Below are 23,822 nucleotides of genomic sequence, written 5' to 3'. Positions count from 1 at the left end.
AGGGGCCCGCCATTGTTAATCCTGTCCACCACCTGCAGCAGTGCCCGTTCCTATAAGCCGAGCCGCGGCTTCACTTACTGGCATGTCGATCACCGTGATTCCGCTTGCCGCAAGGAAACGCGCTTCGTTTCTGGTCAGCGTTTCCGCGTCCATTACCGCGCAATGTGGACCTCGGGAGCGCTTCATGATCTGCCTGGCGTAGGTGCGCAGCATCTGATCGTTGAAGCGGCAGCCAACGAAGAAAAATCCGCGGGTGATGCGCCGTTCCTTCACCACGTCTGGGATCGGTGTCTGGATATCGATTTCGGTCAGGACTTCGACATAGTCGGAATCTGCGACGAGAAAGTTTTGCGCCGGCCTAATACTCCCGTGAGGTGTATAGAGAACCGTCTTTGCCCCCGATCGGGGGTCGAGTTCCCTCCCGGACAGATCGTAGGTTTTCGTCCAAATGTTACCGATTTCGTTCGCCCGCGTGACGCCTTGTATCTCAACGACGTCCGTTCGGCCGGTCTCTACGAGAGCCGTGCGCATCGCGCCGTCGTACCAGCTGTCGAGGATGAGGGAGAGCGGCAGCCTTGCGAGCCAGGCGTGAAGGAGGGTAGGCGCCACCGGCGCTGCGAATATGTCGGTCATCCAAGCTTGAAGCGTCCGGCGATGCCGGCGCTGTTCGATGAACTGCGCAACCGACCACATATTGGTGCGGATCCTGGAAGGGGCTGGCGCCCGTGCATTGAGTGCCGCGGCAACGACCTCGGGCGTATGCGGCACAGGCGGTTCCGCACAGTTGAACCCAAGAAGACCCGGACCGAGATAGGGGATCACCTCATCGGCGGCGAGCGCTTCCTTCGCCAGGTCATGCAGCTTTTCGGCAAAACTGTCCCGCACGATGACGAGGTGGCCCGATGTCAGGATCGTGTTCATGCTCGTTCCTCCCGACGCACCTATCAAGGGGCAGCATCAGTCCTCTTCGGAAATCTTCCTTGCCTCGACGGTGATCGGCAGACGCGTATCCCGTGGAAGATCGGGTAGGAGGAGCCGCCACCCGTTCCTGAGCGTCACAGTTCCGCCCCACAACTCTTCCTTCTCGAGCTTGATGATCGGCTCTTCGAGGTCCTTCTTCGGGACATACGCCGACAAGCCAGCATCGGTCCTGCGGATCATGACTTTCATCTGGCCGTCCCTTCATTGGTATTGCTATCAGCACTGCAGGGCACCTCGGCTTTGTCGAGGCTCATCAGTTCACGCGCTCGCATGCCGACGACGGTGCCACGGTCGATCCATTCGACCGCATAGATGAAGAACTGCTGGAGAAAGGTGCCAATGTCGCGCACATATCCCTCGTCCCCCTTCCGCACGAGATTTTCGCCGATCTCCCTGCCAGGATAGGTGCCGTCATTCTTTATGTGGCGAGTGGCACGTACCCGCTCTCCCGGCATGAATCGTGGAGGCCTGCGGATTTCGACCTCCTCTTCGCGTCCGAGCGACATGTCCGTTCCCTGATTTCTCTTGAGGCTGCAGATTGTGAACAAAGGCGTTCCAGGCGTCCTGCGCAGGCATCCCCGACCATGTCGGCGGCCCAATGTCCGTCACGCAGGAACGCAGGTCTTCGGCACCGGGCATACCGAGGCACATTGCTGCGCATCGAAGACCCCCTCGCATTCGGTGCACTTTTGCGGCTCGATCACATAGCTCTCGCCTTTGAACTTGATCGCGCCGGAGGGACACTCGAATTCGCAGGCGCCGCATTGGGTGCATTGGGATGCGATGATCTTGAAAGCCATTTTAACTCCTGGTCCGAATGGATGAGACGCGCTCAGGCCGTCGCCGCGAGTGCGGGGGTCCCAGACGCGGCCGCGTAAATCGCGCTGATTGCGGTCTCGATATAGTCGTGGGCATATGCGTCGGTGGCTTGGATTCCAGCGTCGGCGAGCTGATCCTGCGGGCAGTTTCCGATCTTGGCGCACAGCACGATATCTATGCCTTCAAGCGCTGCGATGACGCCATCGAGGGCGGCTTCTCCGCCCCAGCCGCCGAGGCAATACTGCTCCACCTTCCGATGCCCGACAAAACTGATCCCTCTCGGCGAGGCTTGATAAACCTGGAATTCCTTCGCATGGCCGAAATGTTCATTGACGCGGCCACCGCCCTTGGTCGCCACCGCGAAGAGAAGGGACTTGCCTGGGCTCGCTGCCTTGACCATTCCGATCGCTTCTCTCCTAGCCGCCACGTGATCACGGCGCTCCTCCGCGACCAGCTCCCGATAGGCCTTGCGATTGCTGGCATCGTAGGTGACCTCGCCGGGAATCCGGTCGACTGTGAATTCCTGGCCACGATCCTCTCCGAGCAGGCCGACGGCATCTGCCCGGCACTGCCGGCAGTGGCGCATCAACTGGGCGCCGCCTTCGAGACGATCCTGAAGAGCCTTCATCTCCATTGCGTTTGGGCCGCGCTGCCCGCTCAGTCCGTAGTGCGTGCCGTGCGCTGGGTCCGAAATCAGCGGCATGAGGTTGTGCAGGAACGCGCCTCGCTCCTTGACCCATCTATTCACCTCGATCAGATGCTCATCGTTCACGCCGGGGATCATCACCGAATTGATTTTGGTGAGAATGCCGCGCGCGGTCAGCATCTCCAGACCCAACATCTGGCGCTCGTGCAGGATCCGGGCGGCTTCGATGCCGACGTAGCGGCGATGGTCGTAAAAGATCCAAGGATAGATCTTTGCACCGACCTCAGGGTCGACCATGTTGATGGTGATCGTCACGTGATCGACATTCATGTCGGCAAGCTCATCGACATGGTCCGGCAGCGCGAGCCCATTCGTGGAGATGCAAAACTTGATGTCTGGGATTTCCCTGGCGACTCGTTCGAACGTTGCCTTCGTCTTCTTCCAGTCGTAACAGGCATCGCCAGGTCCGGCGATGCCGAGCACGGAAAGCTGCGGCACCTCGTTGGCGACCGCGATCACCTTGCGTAGCGCCTGGTCGGGCGTCAGCTTTTCGGAGACCACCCCAGGCCGGCTTTCGTTGGCGCAGTTATATTTGCGATTGCAGTAGTTGCACTGGATATTGCAGCCGGGCGCGACCGCGACGTGCATGCGCGCGAAATAGTGATGCGCCTCTTCTGAAAAGCAGGGGTGATCCTTGATCTTCTCCCAGACAGCCGGATCCGTGTCGTCCGGCTTTATCGACGAGCCGCAGGACGAAGACGCGCAGCCACCGGCTTTCACGGTGGCAAGCAACTGGTCATCGAATGTCGTGCTGAGGCTCTCAAGCGAAATTGCCGGTGCGGACATCGAACGGCTCCGTTGCTGGGTGAATGTCGCAGTTCAAACCGCAAGAGCTATGCCAGCTCAAAGAGCGGTTTTGGTTCACGAATTGGCTTTCGTGTCGGATTCCGTCGGATTGCTCCGACACACCTTTGTCGGGCTTCCGACAGTGGACAAGCAAATCGGGTCGCGAAGGCTACCAGCCTTGGGCGCGCAGAGTGTGAGGGAGACTACTCCGGGCTTACGTTTGACGTCATCACAACGTCTAGAATTTCTTCACCTCGATGCCATATCGGCGCAGCGCGTAGCCGATTTGCCGCGGCGTGAGGCCGAGGATACGAGCCGCCCTGGCCTGAACCCAACCGGCCTTGTCCATCGCGTCGATCAGCCGGTCGCGTTCCGTCAGACGCGGGGGACAAGCGGGATCGTTTGGATCGCCGGCCGCAAGGGGAGATACGTTGCCTGCGGAGGCACCGATGCGACTGGCCGGCAGCCGCAATCCGACCGGCACTGCGTTGACCCGTGCGAGATCGTCGATGGTATTGCCGCCATTCGAGCGGTCGGCTCGCTTCCAGAGGAGCCAGGAAAGGCACTGGCTCTTCTTACAGGCGAAATCGGATGGCGTGATCGTCCTTGAACGCGCAAGTGTCGCCGTCCTTTGGACGCAGTTCTCCAGCTCGCGGACGTTACCAGGGAAGTAGCATTGCGAGATCAGGTCAAGCGCCGACGGCGCGAAGGCGAGTGCGCGATCGTTCTCCTTGTTGAATCGGTTGAGGAACGCGTTCGCAAGGCGTGGAATATCGCCGGGTCGCTCTCTGAGCGGAGGCAGGATAATTGGCACCACATTGATGCGGTAATAAAGGTCGGCCCTGAACTCCCCTTTTATGACGGCCGTCTCGAGGTCCTTGTTGGTGGCGCATATGAGGCGCACGTCGACCTGTAGCGTTTTGGTGCCGCCGACTCGCTCCAACTCGCCTTCCTGCAAGACACGCAACAACTTGGCTTGAAAGGCCGGCGAAATCTCGCCGATTTCATCAAGTAGCAGCGTTCCCTCATTTGCCAATTCAAAACGACCGGCGCGCTGGGAGATAGCACCCGTGAAAGCGCCCTTTTCATGCCCAAACAGTTCTGACTCCAGAACGCTTTCAGACAGTGCGGCGCAGTTCAATTTGACGAAAGACCTCTTCCTCCGACGTGAGAGCTTATGGATGGCTTGCGCAAAGAATTCCTTGCCGGTGCCGCTTTCACCCCGCAGAAGCACGGTGGAATTGGTCCCTGCTACGACCGAGACGGTTTCGAGCACCTGCTTGAGTGCGGGGCTTTCCCCGATGATCCCGTCGATTTTGGAATCCGCATGCCGGGCAGGGTCGTAGGTCCTCCCCTCGTTGGGCGATTTCTCCGGTCCCCATTGTTCATGGACAGACCGCTGACGATCTGTACTCAGGGTGCGATGGAGACGGATGGTCCGGCCGACAAGGTTGGCGACCATCGTCAGGAAGTATGTGTCCTCGTCGTCGCGAAAGTCGGTGACGCCGTCTCCGGCGCGGTCGATCGACAATGTCCCAAGGATCTTATGATCAGCCTTTAGCGGGATACCGATAAAGGCAATTGGGATGGTCCCGCTGCTCGAAGACGTTTGAAGGTCAGCCTGAAATAGTTGGGACTTGCGGACGTCCGGTATGAACAGCGGCGTCCCCGTAGCGACGATTTGATCTGTTACGGCCTGTGGTATGAGGCGGCGAGTGCCTGATTGAGGTGCGTGGGTATTGCCGGCAGTTGCGGCAATCTCCGGCTCTCCTTCAGCGTCCAGGACGACGATTGCTCCGTGACGCATCTGCAGAAACGAAGGCAGGATGTTCACGACATTGGCGAGCGTAATCTCCAGCTCGCTGGGGGCGGTCAGCACCTTCGATATCTCGTAGAGTCCCCTGAGCGCGATATCTGCTTGGGGCATGCTTTTGATGGGCGGTTCAGGGCGGGTATCCCGAGGTGCTACCTGGTCGACCCGATCTTGCGGTACGTGAGCCATGGAAACACCTCAGGGGTTGTCGTCCAGAGTGCTCCTCCTTTTGAATCTGAGTCTGAATTCTGAAAGCACAGTATTCACGAGCTTCTCTTCGTTGCGAGGCGATTCCAGCAAAGACAGACTTGGCCTTGGTCCCGACCTCAGGTGTACCAAGATTGACCCTGTTGACACGGTGCGTGCCTCGGTCATCCGAATTTGAAGAGGACTCCGAAGCCGCCGCGTGGATAGTTCCACTCGATCTCGCCACTGGTCTCGCACAAAATCCGGCAGGTGCCGCACTCCATGCAGCCGTCGGCGGTGATCTCCACTTGGCCTTTGTCGTTCAACTCATAACATTTCGCCGGGCAGACGTGGGTCAGCGCGAGCAAGTTCGCGCTTGGCCTCTCGTGCGGTAGCACTTTGATATGCGGACGGCCGGAATCCACCAAGTAGCGGTTCTGGTAAAGCTTGTCCTCGACACGTGACTTCGTCACTGCGATCGTCATTTCGTCTCCCCTCAGCGCCACGCCAATGCAAGGCGGACCGCGTCGCTGACCAGCCCCCAGCGCGAGCGCGCCTTGATGAAGGCCGCCGTGGTCGCCTTTTCCTTCTCGATCTTCGGCGTGCCGTCGACACGCATGAAGTTCTGCGCGGCTTGCGACATCAACCGCGGATAAGCCGTGAAGTAATTGCAGGAATTGGTGTGGAGCAAGGCCGGCATGTCTTTGTATTTCCTTAGGTCCTTGACCACGAAGGACTTGTCCAGCATGGCTTTGTAAAGGGCGAGATTCCGTTTGGTCATAGGACCGTTGCGGCTCTTGACCTCGATGATTGCCTCAGCCGCGATGCGGCCGGAGGTCATGGCGAGGTTCGAACCCTCGCGGTGAATGGCGTTGTTCAGTTGCGCGGCATCGCCGACCACGACCCAACCGTCGCCAAAGAGCTGCGGAATAGCCTTGTAGCCGCCTTCGGGAATGAGATGCGCGGAATATTCTTTCACTTCCGAGCCGGCGATCAGCGGCCGAATCGAAGGATGGGTTTTTAAGGCGTCGAGGAGGACGTAAGGGCTCTCGACCATCGCGGCGAAATCGGAGACGAGACAGCCAATGCCCAGTGAGATCGACTCCTTGTTGGTGTAGAGGAAGCCGAGCCCGGCCATGCTGCGGGAGGTCGTGCCCACCGCCTCGATCACGCAGCCTTCATCGCCTTTGAGGCCGAACCGCTGCTCAATGACCTCTTCGGGCAGGAAATGCATTTCCTTGACGGCGAGCGCCACGGTTTGCGGCTTCGGCATCTCGCGCAGGCCGGCCCGCGTGCCAAGCAGTCCGCATACACCTTCTGCGAGGACGACCACGTCCGCGTAGATGGCTCCGCCGGCCCGGTCTGTGCGGACGCCGATCACCCTGTGCTTGGCGTCACGGATGAGTTCCGTCACGGTCGTCTCGCACAGAACCGTCGCGCCGGCCTCGCGCACCTTACGCGAAAACCATTTATCGAACTGGGCACGGATGATCGTGTAGCGGTTGGGCTTCGCCTCATTGAAGTCGTCCGACCGATAGTGAATCCCGGTATGGGATGTGTCGTCCATCACCCAAAGCCGCTGTTCAACCAAATGCCGCTCGAGAGGCGCATCGTCCCGGAAATCCGGGATGATCTTCTCCAGCATGTTCGCGTACATGATGGCACCCTGGACATTCTTGGAGCCCGGATATTCACCCCGCTCCAACTGCAGCACCTTCAGGCCGTGGCTGGCCATGGTGTAAGCAGCTGCGTTTCCGGACATGCCGGCCCCAATAACAATGGCGTCGAATTGTTCCTCAATCATGTCCATCCCTTAGCTCGCAAGCTTATCGCGACTGTGGGGCGACAGCCGCCGGGTGAAGGCTTCCGTCAGTGCGGGCAGGAAGCGGATCGCGTCGGTGACGATCCCGAGGTGAGCGAAATCGAAAATCGGCGCGTTCGGGTCGGTGTTGATGGCCACGATGAGATCCGCCCCCTCGACGCCAACCCGGTGCTGGATGGCGCCGGAAATCCCAGCCGCTATGTAAAGCTTCGGCCGGATGGTCTTGCCAGTTTGGCCGATCTGCCGATCAGCCGGCATCCAGCTCTTCTGGACCAACGGGCGCGAACAGCCATGCTCGGCACCAATTGCCCGCGCGAGATTCTTCACAAGCTGCAGGTTCTCCGCCGCGCCTAGACCGAGGCCTCCCGCAACCACGACGTCGGCATAGGCAAGATTTGCCTTTGCCGACTGACTATCCGGCAGGAAGCCCAGGACTTTGGTAACGATCTCGTCCTCGGCTACCGAGAGCTTGTGCCGGATGACACGCCCGACCGGTTTATCCGCCCGCGGTGGCATGGGCATGACCCTCGGTCGCACTGTCGCCATCTGGGGGCGGAAATTGAGCGTATAGATCGTGCACAGCAAGGAACCGCCGAAAGTCGGACGGGTGGCGGCGAGCGAACCGTCGGTATCCACATCAAGTTCGGTGCAGTCCGCCGTGAGCCCTGTCTGCAAGGTCGTCGCCACGGAGCCGGCAAGATCCCTGCCGAGTGTGGTGGCACCGAGAAGAAGGATCTCGGGTTTGTGGGTATCGACCAGATCCGTCATCGCCTTGGTGAATGGCTCGTTACGATAGTCGGCGAGCAGCGGCGCCTCGACGATGTAGACAAGGTCGGCGCCATAAGCGAACGCTTCGGCAACGGCGTTCCCGATGGCCTCTCCCGGCGGTCCAAGCACGACGCCTGCAAGCTGGACCTGAAGCTTGTCTGCTAACTTGCGGCCTTCGCCGAGCAGTTCGAATGATACGGGATGGACCTGGCCGCGTTCGAGCTCGATGAAAACCCAAACGTGCCGGTAGTCCTTGAAATGCGCGGGCAGCTCCTTCTTTATGCCGGCACGGCCGGCGGCAGGGCGAGGGGTTTCTCGGTTCGCGTTCGACATCGTCTGCTCCTTGCCCTCTCACGCGCCGCCGTTGAAGGCGAGCTCATGTTCCAATGCCGGCTGGCGGGTGAAGATTGCCGTGATGAGTTCGTCAGCGACATCGCGCAAGGCCATCTCGGCGGTTTCGATTTTTGCCGCCTTTTCCGCCCGCGCAGGAGGGGCGAAAACGCGCTTGACGACGGTCGGTGAACCGCGCAGGCCGCATTTGGTGAGATCCTCAATGCCGGCGTCGGCGGCACTCCATTTCAAGACCTGGCTGCGCGCGGCGCACAGGGCGTCCTGGATCGAGCCCCGGCGGATCTCGTTTGTGCCTTCCAGCATGGTGATCAGGCAAGGGAGACTGCTCTTCAGCATCTGTGTGCCGCCTTCGGAGCGGCGCTCAACCTTGATCTCGCGCGCAGCAAGGTCAATAGAGGCGATCTTCGCGACATAGGTCAGTTGCAGGAGTCCGAGGCGCTTGGCGATGCCGGGCCCGACCTGGGCGGTGTCGCCATCGATCGTCTGCTTGCCGGTGAAGACGAGGTCTGGCGTGCCGAACGTCTCGCCAACCTTCGCGATTGCCTGGGAAAGGGCGAACGAGGTCGCCAGCGTGTCGGAGCCGGCAAAATAGCGGTCGGTCAAGAGCACCGCTCGGTCGGCGCCGTAACCGAGCGCCTTGCGCAGCGCGTCCTCTGCCATGGGCGGACCCATAGTGAGCACGGTGACTTCGCCACCATAGGCGTCGCGCAGTCTGAGGGCTTCTTCGAGGGCGAACAGGTCGTAAGGGTTGATGATAGTCGGAACACCCTGGCGCATGATCGTGTTCGTCACCGGATGGACCCTTATCTGTGCCGAGTCCGGCACCTGCTTGATGCAGATTACGATGTGCATTGGCGGTTTCTCCAGGCTCCTGTCCGGATGCGGGCTTGGCGGTTCATCTCCTTGGTTTGCATCATTCGTGCCAACTGTTTTGCGTGCCCCCTCTGCGATTGGTTGCTTCTGAGGGCGCCGTGGTGATGACCGGATTTGTCGGCTTCTCGACATTGTCGCGTCGCAACCCGTGTCGCGGTCATTCCTGTCCGAACCGCTTCAGTACGGAGTCGAACGGGACAAAGGTGCGGCCCGGCGTGGCAGGTTTGTTCGGATCGTGGTCTTTGAGCACCTTGAAGACCCGATGGGTGAGCGGCGAGGAAACCGCGAAGTCCTCGTAAGCGCGTTCGAGAGTCGCGCGCACCCGCGCGGCAATCACCTGGTCGGGCAGAGCGGAGAAATCTTCTTCGGCAAGGTATTGGCCCACGCGCTTCATGATATGGAGCCGCGAGACATTCAGCACCTTCGGATCATAGGAGACGCCAAGGACTGCGAAGAACTCCTCCGCAGCCGACAGGCGCTTCAGTCGTGCGAGGATGTCGGTGACATCGATGGGGCGGCTGTCAGCGGAACAATTCATTGCATTCTCCCTGGTCGGAAAACTGTGGTGTCGGTGCGCTCGCGCACGGCTGACCTGGACCCGCACAGCTCCGCGAGGGATGCCTCGCTGCACATTCCATCGTAGAGCTCGACCAGTTGAGTTGCAGTGACGGTCGATTTGGTCTCGGCCGCCTCGCGCCGGACGCGGGCCACCATCGCGGCTGCCAGATCCGGGTCGAGATCGCGACCGCTTTCGCTCAGCACATGGGCAATCGCAGTGGCGCCGGAATGCTTGCCGATGACGATACGCCGGCGGCGGCCCACGAGAGCCGGATCGAGCCCTTGATAAGTACGCGAGTCCTTCAGCAGCCCTGCGACGTGAATGCCGGATTCGTGGGTGAAAACATCGGCGCCGACGACCGGCTTAATGGCCGCGGTCTGCCGGCGGGCGGCCCGAGCCACCTGGGCGGCGAGGTCGGGCAATGCGGTCAGCTCGATGCCGGTATCCGCGCCGTCGAAGACCGCCATCGCGGCGGCCACCTCTTCCAGCGCGGCATTGCCCGCACGCTCGCCGAGCCCCAGGACGGTGACGGACGCATGGCGCGCGCCTGCGTGGATCGCGGCCAGCGTGTTGGCGGCAGCAAGTCCGAGATCGTTGTGCGCATGAAATTCAAGGTCGATTGGAGACTGCGCCACGAGCTGGGCGACAAGTTCGAAGGTCGAAAACGCATCGAGAACGCCGACTGTGTCGGCTAGCCTGACGCGGCTTGCGCCGGCGCGTGCAGCCGTCTCGATGACGCGGGCGAGATGATCCCGATTGGCCCGCGAGGCATCCTCGCAGCCCACCGCGACGAAGAAGCCGGCGGCGGCTGCGCGCCTGACCATATGTTCGATGACCTGGAGCGCTCCCGCCTTATCGAGGCCGAGCTTGGCGGCAAGTTGGATGTCCGACGCAGGCAGCGATAGATTGACGGCGTGGACGCCGCTCTCGATCGCTGCATCGAGATCCAGCGACGTCATCCGGCACCAGGCCATGAGCCGAACCGGGAGACACCGCGCGACCACGGCGCGAATTGTTTCGATCTCGTCGGCGCCCATGACCGGCGTGCCGATCTCGATCTCTGTGACGCCGGCCGCCGCAAGAGACTCGGCGATCTCCAGCTTTTCCGTCGTGGTAAAGGCGACGCCGGGCGCCTGCTCGCCATCGCGCAAGGTCGTATCGTTGAGAAAGACATGACGGGTCATGAACGGTAGCCGGTTCTGCTGCCGCTCGGGCATGGACCGGATTGAACGTCTTCGGAGCTTCGGTTACCCGGCCCAGAACTGGGAAAGCCACGCAGCTTCTCCACGATTGCCGGCATGACCTCGAGCACCCGGTCGACGTCCGCTTCGCCGTTGTCCCGCGCCAAGGAGAAGCGGACTGCCGCGTGTGGCGTTTTCATCGCGCTCAGGACATGGCTCGGTTCCAGAGAGCCGGAGGTGCAGGCGGAGCCGGAGGAACACGCGATGCCCAGGCGGCTGAGGAGGAGTGGAATTCCATCACTTTCGACATGTTCGAAGGAGATGTTTGCGGTGTTGGGCAACCGTTCCAGGGGATCACCAGTGACACAGGTGCTTGGGATGCGCTGGAGAATTCCGTCCTCTAAACGGTCGCGGAGCGACTTTACCCGTGTGGTCTCGTCGTCCATGAATTTCAAGGCGAGTTCGGCCGCCATGCCGAGCCCGACTATGCCGGGCGTATTCTCGGTGCCAGCACGCCGGTTGTGTTCTTGGTGGCCCCCCTTGATCAGCGAGTGGAAATTGACGCCACGTTTTACGAAAAGCGCGCCGATCCCTTTCGGCCCGTGCAGCTTGTGGCCGGAGAGCGACAGCATGTCGATTGCAGTCGACTTCAGGTCCATCGGAAGCTTGCCGACCGCCTGCACAGCATCGGTATGGAAAAGGGCGCCCACTTCCTTGGCCAACTCGGCAAGCCTGGCCACGGGGAAGATCACACCAGTCTCGTTGTTCGCCCACATTATCGAGACGATTGCCACCTGTGGGGTGAGGGCGGCCATATAGGCGTCGAGGTCGAGCCGGCCACGGCAATCCACCGGGATCCTGTGCACCTTGACGCGGCGGGTCTTCTCAAGATGCGCGCAGAGCGTCAGCACGGCGGGATGCTCGACCGCGGACGTAACGATCTCGGTTCGGTTGGGCGCCGCCTCGAGCGCCGAAAGAAGCGCTGCATTGTCGCTTTCTGTCCCACCCGAGGTGAAGGTGATCTCATCGTCGAACTCCGCCCCGATCAGAGCTTGCAACTGCCTCCGCGCCTTTCTCACCGCCGCACTGACTGAGGCGCCAAGAGCGTGCGCCGACGAAGGGTTGCCGAATTGATCCCTAAAGAACGGCAACATCGCTTGCACGACCTCAGGATCGACCCGTGTGGTTGCGTTGTTGTCGAGGTAGACAGGTTTCATGTGCGATCCTCAGTTGACCGGAATGACGCGAGCGCGCGACCGGCTCATTGAGCCTCTGGCGTATGCCGTTGATGATGATGGGCCCGAACTGGCGGCCGGCGCGGACGCCCGAGAGTTTGACGTAGACCGGATCGGCGTCGGCATGGCCAAGTCCGCAGTCGCCGCCGTCAGCCCGCAGGTAAGGACGCCCGAACACGACAACGTTATCGATAAGCCGAATTTGGCGCAGCGGCGCGATTTGGCCGCCAGCAGCTTGGGTGCCACCAGGAACCGAACTGTTTCGGGAGGCGACGTTCTTTGCATCCTACCTGAAGCGATTGCCGGTCCCAAGATCGGCTTCGACCTTGCCTTGTTCTTGAGGACAGGGACATCTGTTGTGCCGGCCATATAAGCCTCCTCTGCCGCAAATGAGTGCGTCGGCGGCAATCGCTTCATGGACCCGCACAGGCGCTTCGGGCGATCAACTGAAGGACTTGCCGCAGCCGCACTTCTCGCGCGCGTTGGGGTTATCGAAGACAAAGCCGGAAGATTCGAGCCCGGTGAGGAAGTCGACGGTCATGCCGGCGGCATGGGGTTGGGAGCCCGCGTCCACGAACAGCTTGATCCCATCTGTCTCGGTGATCGCGTCGCCCTCGCGCGACACGCTCTCCAGGCCCATTAAGTATTTGAAGCCGGCGCAGCCGCCGGCCTGGACCATGATGCGAAAGCCTTCCGCCGGCTCGCTGGCGCGGGAAAGAGCAGTCTTGATGGCGGCAACAGCGTTGTCGGTGAGCGTAATCATGGCTCCATTCTCCTCAGTCCGGGACCTGCTTGCGCATCACGTTGCATGCACCGTGCCAAAGCGAAAAAATGTTTCAACACAGCGCGGCATCTCTGACCCTGCGGTGGTTCTTGTGAGTCCATTGCTGCGAAGGTGTCGGCCAACCGACACGTACTGTCGGGTTTGTCGGGTCCGCCACGCGGGATGTTGGGCCTGAGTTGTTGGCTGAACTCACATTAAACCAATGACCATTACAGAAGACTCCTTCTGAGCTTGCTTCGGCGCAATTGGCACAGTTTTTGAAGCTCCACTGGCGAGGCGGCAAGAGACTGCCGATCCACAATCGTGTCGTGGGTGCCCTCGCGATCGATGCGGCAAAGCAAGGGAGCAACATGTCAGGACTGGGTCAGACACGCTTTGTTTGGCGAAGCAGCGCCGCCCGTGGCATCCGAATGACCGATTGGCCGATTGCGACAACACCCACAATCGCTCACCACCGCCCGGTGGCCACCGACCGCCTCGATGAGATTCCATCGGCATGTGCCTGCTCGTGTCACTCGGGTCTCGCCGCTCCGATAGCACCCCCCGTTTTCGCGCGGGTGCGACGACGTGCGCACGCTGTCCAGCGACACTTTGTTCACGGGCCAGCAGCAGATCAGGGTCGAGCATTACGGCGCGCCCGATCGGCTGAAGATTCACCGGCAGGGCAGCTGATCCTCACACGTAGGTGGAAGCAGGGGTAAGACATGGACCAGCGCGAGAAACCGTCGCCGGACGAAATCCGGCGGGCGTGCGAAGACAATCCGAAAATCCGGGAGCATGATCTCGCCGCTCGATTGGGCATTTCGGAAGCCGAATTGGTCGCGGCGCATTGTGGTCACGGCGCGCTGCGCATCGAGCCGCGCGTCGATGATCTGCTGACCGGCCTCGAAGCGGTCGGCGAGGTGATGGCGGTCACCCGCAACCAAAGTGCCGTGCACCAAAAGATCGGCGTCTACGACAAAGTGGTCACCGGCAACCCGCATGCCATGGTGCTCGGCGACGAGATCGACCTGCGCATCTTCCCGAAAGCGTGGGCGTATGGCTTCGCCGTCGAGAAGCGCGAGGGAGCCGAGATCCGCCGCAGCCTGCAATTCTTTGATGCCACCGGCGAGGCGATGCACAAAGTACATCTCAGGCCCGCCTCGAACCTGCAGGCCTATCAGAATCTGGCGGCAGAGCTCGCATCCTCCGACCAGGAGCCGATCATATCGGTCGAGGCGAGCGGGGCGCGCGATAACGCAGTGAGTCCAGACCAAGCCGCCACGGTCGACGACCTCCGCGAGCACTGGAGCCGGCTGAGCGACGTGCATCAGTTCTACCATATGTTGAAGGCACTGAAGCTCAGCCGCTGCCAGGCGATGCGTATGGCCGACGAGGATTACGCTTGGCTGCTCGACAATGATGCCGTTGGCGCCCTGTTCCAACAGGCGGCCGAAGACGAGATGCCGATCATGTGCTTTGTCGGCAATCGTGGTTGCATCCAGATCCATTCCGGCCCGATCAAGTCGGTCAAGCAGATCGGGCCGCGGATCAATGTGCTCGACGAGACCTTCCATCTGCATCTTAGGACCCATCACATCCGCGAGGTCTGGGCCGTGCGCAAGCCGACGAGGGACGGTCACGTCACGTCCGTTGAAGCCTATGGCGCCGACGGCAAGATGATCGTCCAGTTCTTCGGCACGCGCAAGGAAGGCGAACGCGAGCGCAGCGACTGGCGGTTTCTGGCCGAGAGTCTGCCACGCGTTCCCGGTCCGACCGACCGGGATGTGTAGAGTGCCGACAGGCCCTCGGATTGAACCGGCCGCCATAGGACTCGGCACCACGTTCCGACAGCGGCTCGCGAGGAAATATAGGTCCATGTGCGATAGAGCTTGCCGTGTTAGCGCATACGCACGGTCAGGTGTGCACCCCGGAATTGACCGCATCGATACAGTCAGGCTCGTCGCCGGCCGGATCGCTGCGCACGAGTGCATCGCTCGTCTGACCGGAAATCCTTGCAGCGGCTACAACAACGCATATGCCATCAGCGCCGAACCGAATCGGAAGCGCGGCCGGGTCTTGTCGGACCGCACCCGAACCTTGCGCCGGATCGCGTCGTTGCTCAATCCGGGCCGTGCGAGCGATCTCCTCGCTCGTCGACCGGAAGGCTGTGCAGCAGCAGCCAGGCCGAACAGCCCGATGTCGCGGACTCGACAAAACCGACCACGGATGTCGGTTGTCGGACGTTGTCCTAAGAATGATGGACAGGTGATCATCAGCGGCGGGCCTAGTGCAGGCTGGCATTGCTTGGTGCAGCGCCATGGGTACGCCTATCCGGCACGCGACTTGCTTCGACAATTTGATCAGCAGGGCATCAGCAGTGCGTCACGGAGCTCAGAGGTGATTGACCAGCCTCTCAACCCTAACGGGGATAAGCGGCGGCTTTGCTTCATGACCGCAGCGCGGCGGAGATGCCCCTTCTGATCGACTTCGCAACCGATCTCATCCGCGCTGGTGCAGGTGGGCTGTATCAGGCGACAGAATCTAGAAGGCGCCCGACAAGAGACGTGCCCATGCTGGAAATCGACTTTATGAACAGCGGTGCAATCTCAATCGAGCCATGAACGCCAATGTAGAGAAAACAAAATGGCGACCAACCCCGTTCCAGATCATGTCCCGCCCGAAATGGTGAGGGACTTCAGCCTGTTTACATCGCCAGGGATGCCACCAACACCCAACGGGGATCCACACGCAGCTGTCGCTTGCGTACATGACGGGCCTCCGATCTTTTACTCCCGCTACAACACGCAAGATGGCCGGGGTACCTGGGTCATCACCCGTGCCGCGGACCAGCGGAAGGTGCTGCAGGACGCAGAGACTTTTTCCAGCCATCGCAGCATCTTCTCCTCCATACTGGGTGAAAACTGGCCGACGATCCCGCTTGAGCTCGATCCACCGGCCCATGGCGTCTTTCGCTCACTGCTCAATCCGCTGCTTTCGCCAAAGCGGGTGTTGGCTTTGGAACCGGCTGTCCGCGAACGGGCGGTCGAGCTGATCGAAAGGATCGCCGCGTCGGGCACAAGCTGCGACGTGATGAAGGATTTTGCCTTTCCTTTCGCGGTGAGCACCTTTCTTCGCTTTCTGGGGTTGCCCGATGACCGACTCGATACATTCGTCGGCTGGGGGAAAGATCTGCTCCACGGCGACGATAAGGAACGACCTGTGGCTGCCCGGACGATCGTGGCATTCATCGACGAACTTGCAGCCATGCGCCGCCAGGAGGCGGTTGACGATTTCATGACCTTTATCGTGCAGGCACAGGTCGAGGGCCGCCGGCTGACGGACACCCAAGTCCGCGGCATCGGCGTGCTTGTCTTCGTCGCTGGGCTCGACACGGTCGCAGCAGCTATAGGCTTTGACTTGGCGTACCTCGCGCGCAACCTCAAAGATCAGCAATTGCTGCGGAGCGAACCGGACCGCATCCCGCTCGCAACCGAAGAATTGCTGCGGGCCTATCCGCCCATTCAGTTGATCCGCGTGGCTACGAAAGATATCGACTTCGAAGGCGCGCCGATCCGGAAGGGGGACTATGTTTCCTGCGCCACGATGATTGCCAATCGTGACCCGGCGGAATTCGAATGCCCCAACACGATCGATTTGGAGCGGGAGGACAACCGCCACGCCGCGTTTGGCTATGGTCCCCACCGTTGCCTTGGCTCACACCTTGCCCGGCGGGAGATTGTCATTGGGCTGGAGGAGTGGCTGGCGCGCATCCCGGCTTTCAGGATCAAGCAGGGTACGGCACCGATAACCTCTGGCGGCCATGTGTTCGGGATCGAAAATTTGATCCTGAACTGGTCCTAGGCCCGCCCCAAGCCGGGGCACAGAGAATGGAGGCAGCGCCATGCGCATCATCGTCCAAAATGCCAAATGCCAGGGTCACGCGCGATGCGCGGCGCAAGCGCCGGACATCTTCAAGCTTGATGACGAGGGTTATATCCTGCCTGGTGACATTGAAGTTGCGGAAGGGGAGGAGCTGCCTGCATCGCGAGGCGCGCGATGCTGTCCTGAACGTGCGCTGGAACTCACCCGCTGACGCTTTGAATCAGACGTCATTCAACCGAGAGTCTGGCGGGCTTGAATGGGGTCGACCATGTGGCCGCACTGGAAAGGACGGCACGCGACCTCTGTCCCAGCACGGTCCACGTCCAACTCCGCGGGGGCACTTCCGGCGCCGAGGTGTTCCCCATGAGGCGCAAACGGCACGGCGGGGGTTCGCGAAACACCTCTTCCAATCACAGAATTTGCGACAGAGCCGAGGGACCAGACGAAAATTACCGAACTACTCGACCGCGAGACGATCCGCGACTGCCTCTACCCGAAGAACTGCCCGACCCATGTTGCGGCCGGCCGGGTCGCTGCATGACTTGATAGGACAAACCAGGAGAACGGCACCATATTTGCCCAACACTATGCCCGGCTCAGCACCGGCCGATGGCCGCAGATCGAGCTGGAGAGGAGGTTCGACCAGCATGTGCTTGCCTGTGTGCTTTCACGTGCGCTCGAGGAGATCGGGGCCGGCGAGGCGACGGCGACGCAGGCAACCGGCCTTTCGCGCGCCGAGCTGCGCGATGTCCTGGCCCGCTGTTTCCCTGCTATTCCTATCAGCGCGTTTGCCTTGGAAGAGGTGAGCGAGCCCGAGCCGGATCTGGAGGAAGAACTTCTGCGCGGACTGCTGCTGGCGCATGCCCGGCCGGGCGACCCGGCGAGCGCTCGCTTCGCCAAGATCATCGCCCGGCGTGCCATGCGCAATGACCATCTCTGGCAGGACCTTGGGCTTTTTAATCGAACCGACCTCGGCCGCCTGCTCGCCTCGCATTTTCCGACGCTGGCGGCCGGCAACACCCAAAAGATGAAATGGAAGAAATACTTTTACCGCAAGCTCTGCGAGGCCGAAGGTTTTTCGCTCTGCAGCGCGCCCAGTTGCCTGGAATGCAATGATTTCGAAAGCTGCTTCGGCCCAGAGGAAGGCGAAAGCCGCCTCACACGGATCAAGGACGGCATCGCCTCGGATTGAGAGCCGCTTTTCGTCGGACAGCGCCAGCGCTCGCGCCGCGCCATATGTCTCTTGTCGAATGTCGGCGGATGCCTTCGAGGATTTGAATGCTGTGCGCTCTGGTGCTCGCTTCGGCGGGCCGTCATCACGGCGGTACAGGACCCGACCCGCACCAATCGAGCGCCGAGCAACTGGATGCTGGCCGCACCCCGCCCAATGGCGCTCGCCCGGGCGGCGTTATCAAAGCCAGGAAATGGCTCGGCGAAGACGTGTAGCGGTGCTGGACGAAGATATGGCATACGAGGCCATAGACGTCATGATTGAGTTCAGCGGAAGAGAAGGAGCACTTCGATGAGTTCTCTGGTTTCTGAATCTGACCGTATTCGTATATTTGACGATCAGCTCCGGAACTTCATTTTGGTGGCATAGTTGTCATTTCGCGGGGTCTGGCAGCGCTCGACCGCCAGGTGTAAGCGGAAGTCATCCGCGCGGTCGCAGCCTTTGAGGCTTTCGATCAGGACAATGATCCGTATGGTGAGCACGACTGTGCCGTTGTCGACATTGGTGGCCTCACGTCATTTGGAAGATCGACTACTTTGACCAAACCTGCTTCAACCGGCAGTTGATCCTGCTAACTCCTAGGTCACTCGCCGGGTTATGACCATCATGCTGGCGGAAGAGTACCAAGCGCAGCATCCATACTATGACGCACTACGGGGGTGCCATTTCCTTTTTTGATGGCTCCCATGCTTCCCAATTCGATCTTGCTGTTGATAGAACGACTTACTATGCGAGCGGTCAGAATGCTGGTGGTAAAAGAAGGTAGTGCCCAACCAAGAATCCTCATTGTCCTCCGCTATTCGGTGGAGAATGATGAGCGGATTGGTACGGTATTGGGCACCTAGAAAACTGGTAAGTTCTGTCACGGCGCTTCCATGTCAGGGATGATCGGTGCGAGCGTGTGGCCGTCATAGGGATTACCGGGCAGCGCTTTTGCATGCAGGGCGAACTGGCCACCCTTTTGAGCGCTTCAGCGTGGTGGCCACCGACACCTTCACCCCGAACTCGTAGGGCGCATGCGCCTTGCCCTTACCGATGCATTCCACCTCGTGCGCATGCAGGCTGTAGATTTTGCGGCCGCGCTGGCGCTGACGCTGCTCGAGAACGGAGGCCTGGTAGAGCGGCCACTTGAAGATCGCGTCCAGCTCCGCGTCGCTGGCGATCTGACGGGAGATGTCGCGGACGGTGCGCCCCAGATACGTCCTGAGCCTGCGCAGGGCCTTGTTGGCCCGCTTGAATTGCTTGGCGTGGGCGTAGCGCTGGTGCTTGATCAGCGCCAGCTTGCCGACCCGCACATAGGTCTGGCGCAGGTCGAGCCGCGTCTTCTTCGCCAGCCGCACCAGCCGCTCGCGGGCGCGATGGATGAGCTTGGCGTCGGTCGGGAACATCACGTTCTTCGGCTGCACGGTCGTGTCCACGATCACTTGGCGCGTGTCGGTCGGCTTCATCGCCCCGGTCTTGACCGCAATGCTGAGGCTTTCCTGCAAAAGCGCGACGATCCGCTCCTCGCCCATGCGGCTGCGCCAGCGCGTCATCGACGAGCGGTCGAAGGGCAGGTCGTGGCGGAAGAACTCCTCGCCGCACAGATACTGGAAGTAGGGGTTTTCCACCCAGCGCTCGCACAGCACCTCGTCCGACAGGTTGAAGGTGTGCTTGAGGATCGCCAGCCCCGCCATCAGCCGGGTCGGCAGCGGCGGCATGCCGGGACCGTCCGAATAGACCGCACCGAAGCGCGCCTCCAGCACCGGCCAGTCGATCGCCTGCGTCAGGCGCACCAGCTCGTGCTTCATGTTGATGATCTGATCGAGCCTGGAGCGGAAAAGATCCTGCTCTCCCGTCTCGCGTCGCCTGCCCACCTGGCTCCGATTCACTGCGATGAAAGCACTGCATCACGCTTCGCCAAGCGGCGAAATCGCATGACCTTGCCCCTCTGATCTAATCCGGTTTGAAGTTCGTTCTGGCCCATCGAGAGGACCAGGACATGAAACGCAGCCGCTTCTCTGAAGAGCAGATCATCGGAATTTTGAAGGAACACGAGGCCGGGGTATCGGTTGCCGATCTGTGCCGCAAGCACGGGGTCAGCGACGCCTCGATCTACAACTGGAAGGCCCGCTTCGGCGGGATGGATGTGTCCGAGGCTCGGCGGCTGAAGGCGCTGGAGGACGAGAACACGCGGCTGAAGCGGCTTCTGGCCGACGCCATGCTCGACAATGCCGCGTTGAAGGATCTTGTGGGAAAGAAATGGTGACGCCCGCGGCCAAGCGGAAAGCTGTCGCTCGCCTGAAGGAAGGCTTCGGGATGAGCGAACGGCGGGCGTGTAAAGCCATCGGCTGTTGCCGCATGACGGTTCGCTACGAGACCAGCAGGCCGGACGACCGCGAGGTTCGCGAACGGATGAAGGCGATCGCGCAGGAGCGTCGTCGGTTCGGCTACCGGCGTCTTCTCGTGATGCTGAGGCGGGAGGGCCTGGTCGTGAACCACAAGAAGCTGTTCCGGCTTTATCGGGAGGAGAAGCTCGCCGTTCGCCGCCGTGGCGGCCGCAAGCGGGCGATCGGGACCAGGGCGCCGATGCTGGTGCCGCTGAGGCCCGACGAGCGCTGGTCGCTCGACTTCGTATCGGACCAGCTCACCGACGGGCGCCGCTTCCGCATCATGGCCGTCGTCGACGACTGCACGAGAGAGTGCCTGGCACTCATCGTTGATACATCTCTCTCGGGCATGCGGGTTGCCCGCGAATTGGACCGGCTCATCACCGAGCGCGGCCGGCCGAGAATGATCGTCAGCGACAATGGCAGCGAGTTCACCTCGAACGCCATCCTCGCCTGGGCGGATCAGAACCGCGTCGAATGGCATTACATTGCGCCCGGCAAGCCGATGCAGAATGGCTTCATCGAGAGCTTCAACGGCCGACTGCGCGATGAACTGCTCAACGAGACACTGTTTACCTCGCTGGCTCAGGCGCGCGTCGCCATCGCCCTGTGGCACGCCGACTACAACACCGCGCGGCCGCACTCCCAAATCGCCTGGCAGACACCGGCCGAGTTCGCCAGCACCTTCAACCCGCGACGGTCGCTCGCGCTGCGCTATGCCAAAGGCTCCGCGCCAGCGCCCGTCGCTTCACCCGCCCAGCAGGGCACAACCCACGCCGGAAACGAACTCAAAACTGGATAGAAACTGGGGGCAACGTCACGCAAACTGGAATTGCAAGAAAACTATCCACAAACTGGCCGTTACCTGCAATTCGGAAGCCTGAAAAGTACACTATTCCTATGCGATATCAGCGGCTTCCGTATTCTTCACGGCCGACAAAATACTGGCGGCGGGCTAAACTCTCGCGCCTCCGTCATCTCTTTCACACGTCCGACCGCCCATCGATGCGGGTCTAGGCGTCGCCCCCAAGCTTTCTCAGCGCTATATAGTCTCTTATGTTGGAAAATGTCTCCGGATCATGAATCGCTCCGGCAAACCTGTCCCTAAGACGTGGGTCGCTTTCAATCATCTTCAGCATGTCGCTGATCAGAAACTCGGCGAATTTACCAGTGCGACCGGTTAACTGGCTATCCAACACTATCGCGCAAGCTAGTTCCAAATCGTTGGCGAGGTCGAAAAACGCCCCGATCCAGTCCGAGTTGTCGACGCCGCCTTTTGTCCGTTCGATTCGGGAGATCAAATCCAATCGCTCTCGTATGCCTTCGTGAATTGTCACAACGGCACCCGCTGAAGCGGTTAGCTTGTCCATTCTAATTTGTCGAAATACAAAGGCCAGGCCAACAATTGCAATGGGAAACCCAACTATCGTCACATAGTTGGCTATGTTGGCTGCATTCACTACCGACCACCACCCCCTTCACTACCGCCGCCCTGACCGCCCTGGCTCGACTTGCCACCAAGGCGCGCGGTGTAGTGGTTTGTGGTTGCTGATTTGGAAACGGAGCCAACTTCCTTGCTGGTACCCGTCCGGGGTTGGCTCCCGTTTTTATTGCCGCCGCCCGTCTTCTTCGGGCCGTCGCCTTTGTTCGCCATTTTCTTCCCTCAACGCGGTTTAACGAAAACGGCGGGCCGAAGCCCGCCGCCAGTGTCATTTATTTGCCGTGCTTGGTCGGATCCACTAACTTGTAGGTAGATCCTTTCGAAGGTGTCGGGGGCAGCGGTTCATTGCGAACTACTGTCCTTTCGGGACCTTTGCCGCCGCGGGGGCCAACGATCTCGTATTGGCCGGAACGCGGAGCAGGTTGACCCGGCCGAAGGGGAGGATTCTTCGACATCTGTCTTACTCCTGTGGCTTGCCAAAGGGGCCTCAGGACGCTAGTTGCCGACCTGCTAGGGAGCGGACTCGCGGTCTTCGTTCGTTCACTCGGCACCACGACCGTGAGTACGCGCAACAGACAGAGGCAGACGGTGATTCGCCGTCTGCCTCTTTTTTATGCGGAACATCAGCAGTTAGTAAATAGCCCCACCCGGTAACTACTCGGGAAATACGGCTAATCCACAGAGCAAGTAACTCTATAATTATTCTGGTCATAGATTGCTGCACTGCAGCAAAGCCGCCACCAAAAAAGGCGGGCCTTTTCATTAGGAACCCCCAAATGCCCAAATTCGCACAGCGCGCCGCGCCGCGCCAGCAGAGCCAATGACTGACGAAATTATATCTCCCGAACCGATGCGGACCCCAGCCGGTCGCTATGAATTCTTCGCTTCCGTGGTGATCTTCTCGGTTCCCGGCAAGCCCGATCTGGTTTTCACAGCCGATCATCTCCGCGCCGGCGAAACGCTGCAGGTGGAGGTTCGCAATGCTCCTGATCGATAGGTCGCCATCGGCGAACAAGCTGGCGCCGTGCGCAATCGCGCGGCCGAGCAACGCGTTCACGGCCTTTGCTGGGAACTTCACTGTCGAAATCTTAAAGATGAAGTTTGCCGATACCGCCACGCAGGTGCTGCTGGGGAACTACAATGCGAACTCTCCCTTTTCCAACAATCGCTGCTGGCAGCTGCAATATACCAGCGGCACCGGGTTGCAGTTTTCTGGGTCTCTGAACGGCTCCGCCATCACGACGATCACCTACACATGGACACCAACAACGGCTGTTGAATATAGAGACTAGCCGCCCCCGCAACATAGCGCGCGCGCTGGCGACGCTGCCTCATTATTCTCATCTGCTGGAACATTGTCGCAGGTGGGATGGAAAAGCGAGGAGTCACCGCATGAAAAAGACCTATGAAGAGCCTGTCCTGACGAAGCGCGGAAATCTTCCTATCTCACGTCGCAAATCGTCATCATTGGGATGGGTACTGCTTCTGAGACCTGAGCCGATGTTCGACCACCGGAAGCCCGCTGACTCCGGCCGGTGGGCTTTTTTGTACATAAGCGGACCTGATATTTTGGGGTTTGTTGATTGGACTGCACCGAGTGGTCGCTGCTGGTCGAGATCCGCAAGACTCGGCCGGGCTCGCATCGCCTCGCCAGTCCGTGCGGGCCCACTCACTTTTTAAAGTTACGGTGGCCTTTTGCTTTGGGTCGGCAGCGCCGTTAAGCTTTGTCAACAAGCGGCTTTTTTCGCCGGCGGCGCCACATGGCTTTGGACCAGGCGCACGTGCTCGGCGTGGACAGTCACCAATGGCGGGAGGCTGACAGTCACCTTGTCGCCGTCGATGCGCGTGACCGGGCCTATTAATCCCATATGCTGGCCGACCACGGCGATTCGAAGTCTAATCGACAACAGAATGCGGGAAGTCGTAGGAGGGGATCGTCACGCTTATGCGATCGGGTGTCACCCGGCCGCGCACAACGGCGGTGACGGCGACCTCGTCGCCAACTTTTATATTACCCCGAGCCATGTCCGAGATTCTGGAGCAGCCGGCGCTG

General features: G+C 60.6%; 25 protein-coding genes and 1 pseudogene. 9 read left to right on the top strand and 17 right to left on the bottom strand.

Features of this window, described 5'->3' with window-relative positions; translation table 11 throughout:
• Positions 1–15 precede the first annotated feature (15 nt).
• From NKH78_RS00370 to nifS, 13 genes are all read right to left on the bottom strand, one after another.
• The gene (locus NKH78_RS00370; protein WP_352881485.1) at positions 16–921 is read right to left on the bottom strand and encodes an SIR2 family NAD-dependent protein deacylase; all 906 of its coding nucleotides are present in this window, start codon (positions 919–921) and stop codon (positions 16–18) included.
• A 36-nt stretch (positions 922–957) separates the two neighbouring features.
• Positions 958–1,170 (bottom strand): putative nitrogen fixation protein NifT, encoded by a 213-nt coding sequence (gene nifT, locus NKH78_RS00365; RefSeq protein ID WP_352506796.1) that lies wholly within the window; start codon positions 1,168–1,170, stop codon positions 958–960.
• Entirely contained in the window at positions 1,167–1,487 is a 321-nt protein-coding gene (locus NKH78_RS00360; protein ID WP_352450751.1) for a nitrogen fixation protein NifZ, read from the bottom strand. The genes nifT and NKH78_RS00360 overlap by 4 nt, the downstream gene beginning before the upstream one ends.
• 99 nt (positions 1,488–1,586) lie before the next feature.
• Complete coding sequence (locus tag NKH78_RS32560; RefSeq protein WP_023678248.1) at positions 1,587–1,781, bottom strand: 4Fe-4S dicluster domain-containing protein; 195 nt, start codon at positions 1,779–1,781, stop codon at positions 1,587–1,589.
• Positions 1,782–1,813: 32 nt separating this feature from the next.
• Positions 1,814–3,292 (bottom strand): nitrogenase cofactor biosynthesis protein NifB, encoded by a 1,479-nt coding sequence (gene nifB, locus NKH78_RS00350; RefSeq protein ID WP_352881481.1) that lies wholly within the window; start codon positions 3,290–3,292, stop codon positions 1,814–1,816.
• Positions 3,293–3,530: 238 nt separating this feature from the next.
• Entirely contained in the window at positions 3,531–5,294 is a 1,764-nt protein-coding gene (nifA, locus tag NKH78_RS00345) for a nif-specific transcriptional activator NifA (protein ID WP_352881479.1), read from the bottom strand.
• A gap of 182 nt (positions 5,295–5,476) precedes the next feature.
• Positions 5,477–5,776 (bottom strand): ferredoxin family protein, encoded by a 300-nt coding sequence (locus NKH78_RS00340; RefSeq protein ID WP_352480510.1) that lies wholly within the window; start codon positions 5,774–5,776, stop codon positions 5,477–5,479.
• 11 nt (positions 5,777–5,787) lie between these two features.
• On the bottom strand, positions 5,788–7,095 hold the full coding sequence (locus NKH78_RS00335) for an FAD-binding protein (RefSeq protein WP_352491521.1): 1,308 nt from the start codon (positions 7,093–7,095) through the stop codon (positions 5,788–5,790).
• Between the two features lie 9 nt (positions 7,096–7,104).
• Positions 7,105–8,214, bottom strand: a complete 1,110-nt coding sequence (locus NKH78_RS00330) for an electron transfer flavoprotein subunit alpha/FixB family protein (RefSeq protein WP_352491473.1) — start codon at positions 8,212–8,214, stop codon at positions 7,105–7,107.
• Positions 8,215–8,232: 18 nt separating this feature from the next.
• Positions 8,233–9,084 (bottom strand): electron transfer flavoprotein subunit beta/FixA family protein, encoded by an 852-nt coding sequence (locus tag NKH78_RS00325; RefSeq protein WP_352881476.1) that lies wholly within the window; start codon positions 9,082–9,084, stop codon positions 8,233–8,235.
• 178 nt (positions 9,085–9,262) lie between these two features.
• Positions 9,263–9,643, bottom strand: a complete 381-nt coding sequence (gene nifW, locus NKH78_RS00320) for a nitrogenase stabilizing/protective protein NifW (RefSeq protein ID WP_352881473.1) — start codon at positions 9,641–9,643, stop codon at positions 9,263–9,265.
• Positions 9,640–10,848, bottom strand: coding sequence for a homocitrate synthase (nifV, locus tag NKH78_RS00315; protein ID WP_352881470.1), 1,209 nt, complete (start codon positions 10,846–10,848; stop codon positions 9,640–9,642). Before nifV ends, nifW begins: the two co-directional genes overlap by 4 nt.
• The gene (nifS, locus tag NKH78_RS00310) at positions 10,845–12,062 is read right to left on the bottom strand and encodes a cysteine desulfurase NifS (RefSeq protein ID WP_352881467.1); all 1,218 of its coding nucleotides are present in this window, start codon (positions 12,060–12,062) and stop codon (positions 10,845–10,847) included. The genes nifV and nifS overlap by 4 nt, the downstream gene beginning before the upstream one ends.
• Between nifS and NKH78_RS00305 the strand changes: the two genes are divergently transcribed.
• Entirely contained in the window at positions 12,061–12,453 is a 393-nt protein-coding gene (locus NKH78_RS00305; RefSeq protein WP_352705436.1) for a hypothetical protein, read from the top strand. The genes nifS and NKH78_RS00305 overlap by 2 nt on opposite strands.
• 69 nt (positions 12,454–12,522) lie before the next feature.
• On the opposite strand, the gene NKH78_RS00300 is transcribed toward NKH78_RS00305, so the two are convergent.
• Positions 12,523–12,843: a HesB/IscA family protein gene (locus tag NKH78_RS00300; protein WP_352881463.1), complete on the bottom strand. Its 321-nt coding sequence runs from the start codon at positions 12,841–12,843 to the stop codon at positions 12,523–12,525.
• 725 nt (positions 12,844–13,568) lie between these two features.
• On the opposite strand from NKH78_RS00300, the gene NKH78_RS00295 reads away from it, so the two are divergent.
• From NKH78_RS00295 to NKH78_RS00275, 5 genes are all read left to right on the top strand, one after another.
• A complete protein-coding gene (locus NKH78_RS00295; protein WP_352881460.1) occupies positions 13,569–14,636 on the top strand; it encodes a hemin-degrading factor in 1,068 nt (355 codons plus the stop codon).
• An 853-nt stretch (positions 14,637–15,489) separates the two neighbouring features.
• Entirely contained in the window at positions 15,490–16,707 is a 1,218-nt protein-coding gene (locus tag NKH78_RS00290; protein ID WP_352881457.1) for a cytochrome P450, read from the top strand.
• Between the two features lie 40 nt (positions 16,708–16,747).
• A complete protein-coding gene (locus NKH78_RS00285) occupies positions 16,748–16,939 on the top strand; it encodes a ferredoxin (RefSeq protein ID WP_352705440.1) in 192 nt (63 codons plus the stop codon).
• 360 nt (positions 16,940–17,299) lie between these two features.
• The gene (locus tag NKH78_RS00280) at positions 17,300–17,920 is read left to right on the top strand and encodes a nitrogen fixation protein NifQ (protein WP_352881969.1); all 621 of its coding nucleotides are present in this window, start codon (positions 17,300–17,302) and stop codon (positions 17,918–17,920) included.
• A 461-nt stretch (positions 17,921–18,381) separates the two neighbouring features.
• Entirely contained in the window at positions 18,382–18,525 is a 144-nt protein-coding gene (locus NKH78_RS00275) for a DUF3768 domain-containing protein (RefSeq protein ID WP_352881966.1), read from the top strand.
• A gap of 305 nt (positions 18,526–18,830) precedes the next feature.
• On the opposite strand, the pseudogene NKH78_RS00270 reads toward NKH78_RS00275, so the two are convergent.
• Positions 18,831–19,830: pseudogene (locus NKH78_RS00270) on the bottom strand (IS5 family transposase); the annotation flags it as partial.
• A 110-nt stretch (positions 19,831–19,940) separates the two neighbouring features.
• On the opposite strand from NKH78_RS00270, the gene NKH78_RS00265 reads away from it, so the two are divergent.
• Positions 19,941–21,130 (top strand): IS3 family transposase gene (locus NKH78_RS00265; RefSeq protein ID WP_352881454.1). Its coding sequence is split into 2 segments (ribosomal slippage): positions 19,941–20,190 and positions 20,190–21,130, totalling 1,191 coding nucleotides; the frame shifts between segments, so codons are not numbered across the junction.
• Positions 21,131–21,341: 211 nt separating this feature from the next.
• Here NKH78_RS00265 and NKH78_RS00260 read toward each other — a convergent pair.
• Positions 21,342–21,788 (bottom strand): hypothetical protein, encoded by a 447-nt coding sequence (locus NKH78_RS00260; protein WP_352548236.1) that lies wholly within the window; start codon positions 21,786–21,788, stop codon positions 21,342–21,344.
• Between the two features lie 801 nt (positions 21,789–22,589).
• Here NKH78_RS00260 and NKH78_RS00255 point away from each other — a divergent pair.
• Positions 22,590–22,766, top strand: coding sequence for a hypothetical protein (locus tag NKH78_RS00255; RefSeq protein ID WP_352548238.1), 177 nt, complete (start codon positions 22,590–22,592; stop codon positions 22,764–22,766).
• A complete protein-coding gene (locus NKH78_RS00250) occupies positions 22,750–23,061 on the top strand; it encodes a hypothetical protein (RefSeq protein WP_352548240.1) in 312 nt (103 codons plus the stop codon). Before NKH78_RS00255 ends, NKH78_RS00250 begins: the two co-directional genes overlap by 17 nt.
• 604 nt (positions 23,062–23,665) lie before the next feature.
• On the opposite strand, the gene NKH78_RS00245 is transcribed toward NKH78_RS00250, so the two are convergent.
• Complete coding sequence (locus tag NKH78_RS00245; RefSeq protein WP_352548242.1) at positions 23,666–23,794, bottom strand: hypothetical protein; 129 nt, start codon at positions 23,792–23,794, stop codon at positions 23,666–23,668.
• Between the last annotated feature and the right edge of the window lie 28 nt (positions 23,795–23,822).

The organism is Mesorhizobium sp. M0910, assembly GCF_040319465.1.
Taxonomy (GTDB): Bacteria; Pseudomonadota; Alphaproteobacteria; order Rhizobiales; family Rhizobiaceae; genus Mesorhizobium.
The sequence above is the reverse complement of the archived record's forward strand: the minus strand, read 5'-3'. Positions and strand labels throughout refer to the sequence as shown.

Bases quoted from the DNA above. Each gene is read 5' to 3' on its own strand.
- NKH78_RS00370 (WP_352881485.1), bottom strand. From the start codon at position 921: ATGAACACGATCCTGACATCGGGCCACCTCGTCATCGTGCGGGACAGT.
- nifT (WP_352506796.1), bottom strand. From the start codon at position 1,170: ATGAAAGTCATGATCCGCAGGACCGATGCTGGCTTGTCGGCGTATGTC.
- NKH78_RS00360 (WP_352450751.1), bottom strand. From the start codon at position 1,487: ATGTCGCTCGGACGCGAAGAGGAGGTCGAAATCCGCAGGCCTCCACGA.
- NKH78_RS32560 (WP_023678248.1), bottom strand. From the start codon at position 1,781: ATGGCTTTCAAGATCATCGCATCCCAATGCACCCAATGCGGCGCCTGC.
- nifB (WP_352881481.1), bottom strand. From the start codon at position 3,292: ATGTCCGCACCGGCAATTTCGCTTGAGAGCCTCAGCACGACATTCGAT.
- nifA (WP_352881479.1), bottom strand. From the start codon at position 5,294: ATGGCTCACGTACCGCAAGATCGGGTCGACCAGGTAGCACCTCGGGAT.
- NKH78_RS00340 (WP_352480510.1), bottom strand. From the start codon at position 5,776: ATGACGATCGCAGTGACGAAGTCACGTGTCGAGGACAAGCTTTACCAG.
- NKH78_RS00335 (WP_352491521.1), bottom strand. From the start codon at position 7,095: ATGATTGAGGAACAATTCGACGCCATTGTTATTGGGGCCGGCATGTCC.
- NKH78_RS00330 (WP_352491473.1), bottom strand. From the start codon at position 8,214: ATGTCGAACGCGAACCGAGAAACCCCTCGCCCTGCCGCCGGCCGTGCC.
- NKH78_RS00325 (WP_352881476.1), bottom strand. From the start codon at position 9,084: ATGCACATCGTAATCTGCATCAAGCAGGTGCCGGACTCGGCACAGATA.
- nifW (WP_352881473.1), bottom strand. From the start codon at position 9,643: ATGAATTGTTCCGCTGACAGCCGCCCCATCGATGTCACCGACATCCTC.
- nifV (WP_352881470.1), bottom strand. From the start codon at position 10,848: ATGACCCGTCATGTCTTTCTCAACGATACGACCTTGCGCGATGGCGAG.
- NKH78_RS00305 (WP_352705436.1), top strand. From the start codon at position 12,061: ATGTGCGATCCTCAGTTGACCGGAATGACGCGAGCGCGCGACCGGCTC.
- nifS (WP_352881467.1), bottom strand. From the start codon at position 12,062: ATGAAACCTGTCTACCTCGACAACAACGCAACCACACGGGTCGATCCT.
- NKH78_RS00300 (WP_352881463.1), bottom strand. From the start codon at position 12,843: ATGATTACGCTCACCGACAACGCTGTTGCCGCCATCAAGACTGCTCTT.
- NKH78_RS00295 (WP_352881460.1), top strand. From the start codon at position 13,569: ATGGACCAGCGCGAGAAACCGTCGCCGGACGAAATCCGGCGGGCGTGC.
- NKH78_RS00290 (WP_352881457.1), top strand. From the start codon at position 15,490: ATGGCGACCAACCCCGTTCCAGATCATGTCCCGCCCGAAATGGTGAGG.
- NKH78_RS00285 (WP_352705440.1), top strand. From the start codon at position 16,748: ATGCGCATCATCGTCCAAAATGCCAAATGCCAGGGTCACGCGCGATGC.
- NKH78_RS00255 (WP_352548238.1), top strand. From the start codon at position 22,590: ATGACTGACGAAATTATATCTCCCGAACCGATGCGGACCCCAGCCGGT.
- NKH78_RS00250 (WP_352548240.1), top strand. From the start codon at position 22,750: ATGCTCCTGATCGATAGGTCGCCATCGGCGAACAAGCTGGCGCCGTGC.
- NKH78_RS00245 (WP_352548242.1), bottom strand. From the start codon at position 23,794: ATGGCTCGGGGTAATATAAAAGTTGGCGACGAGGTCGCCGTCACCGCC.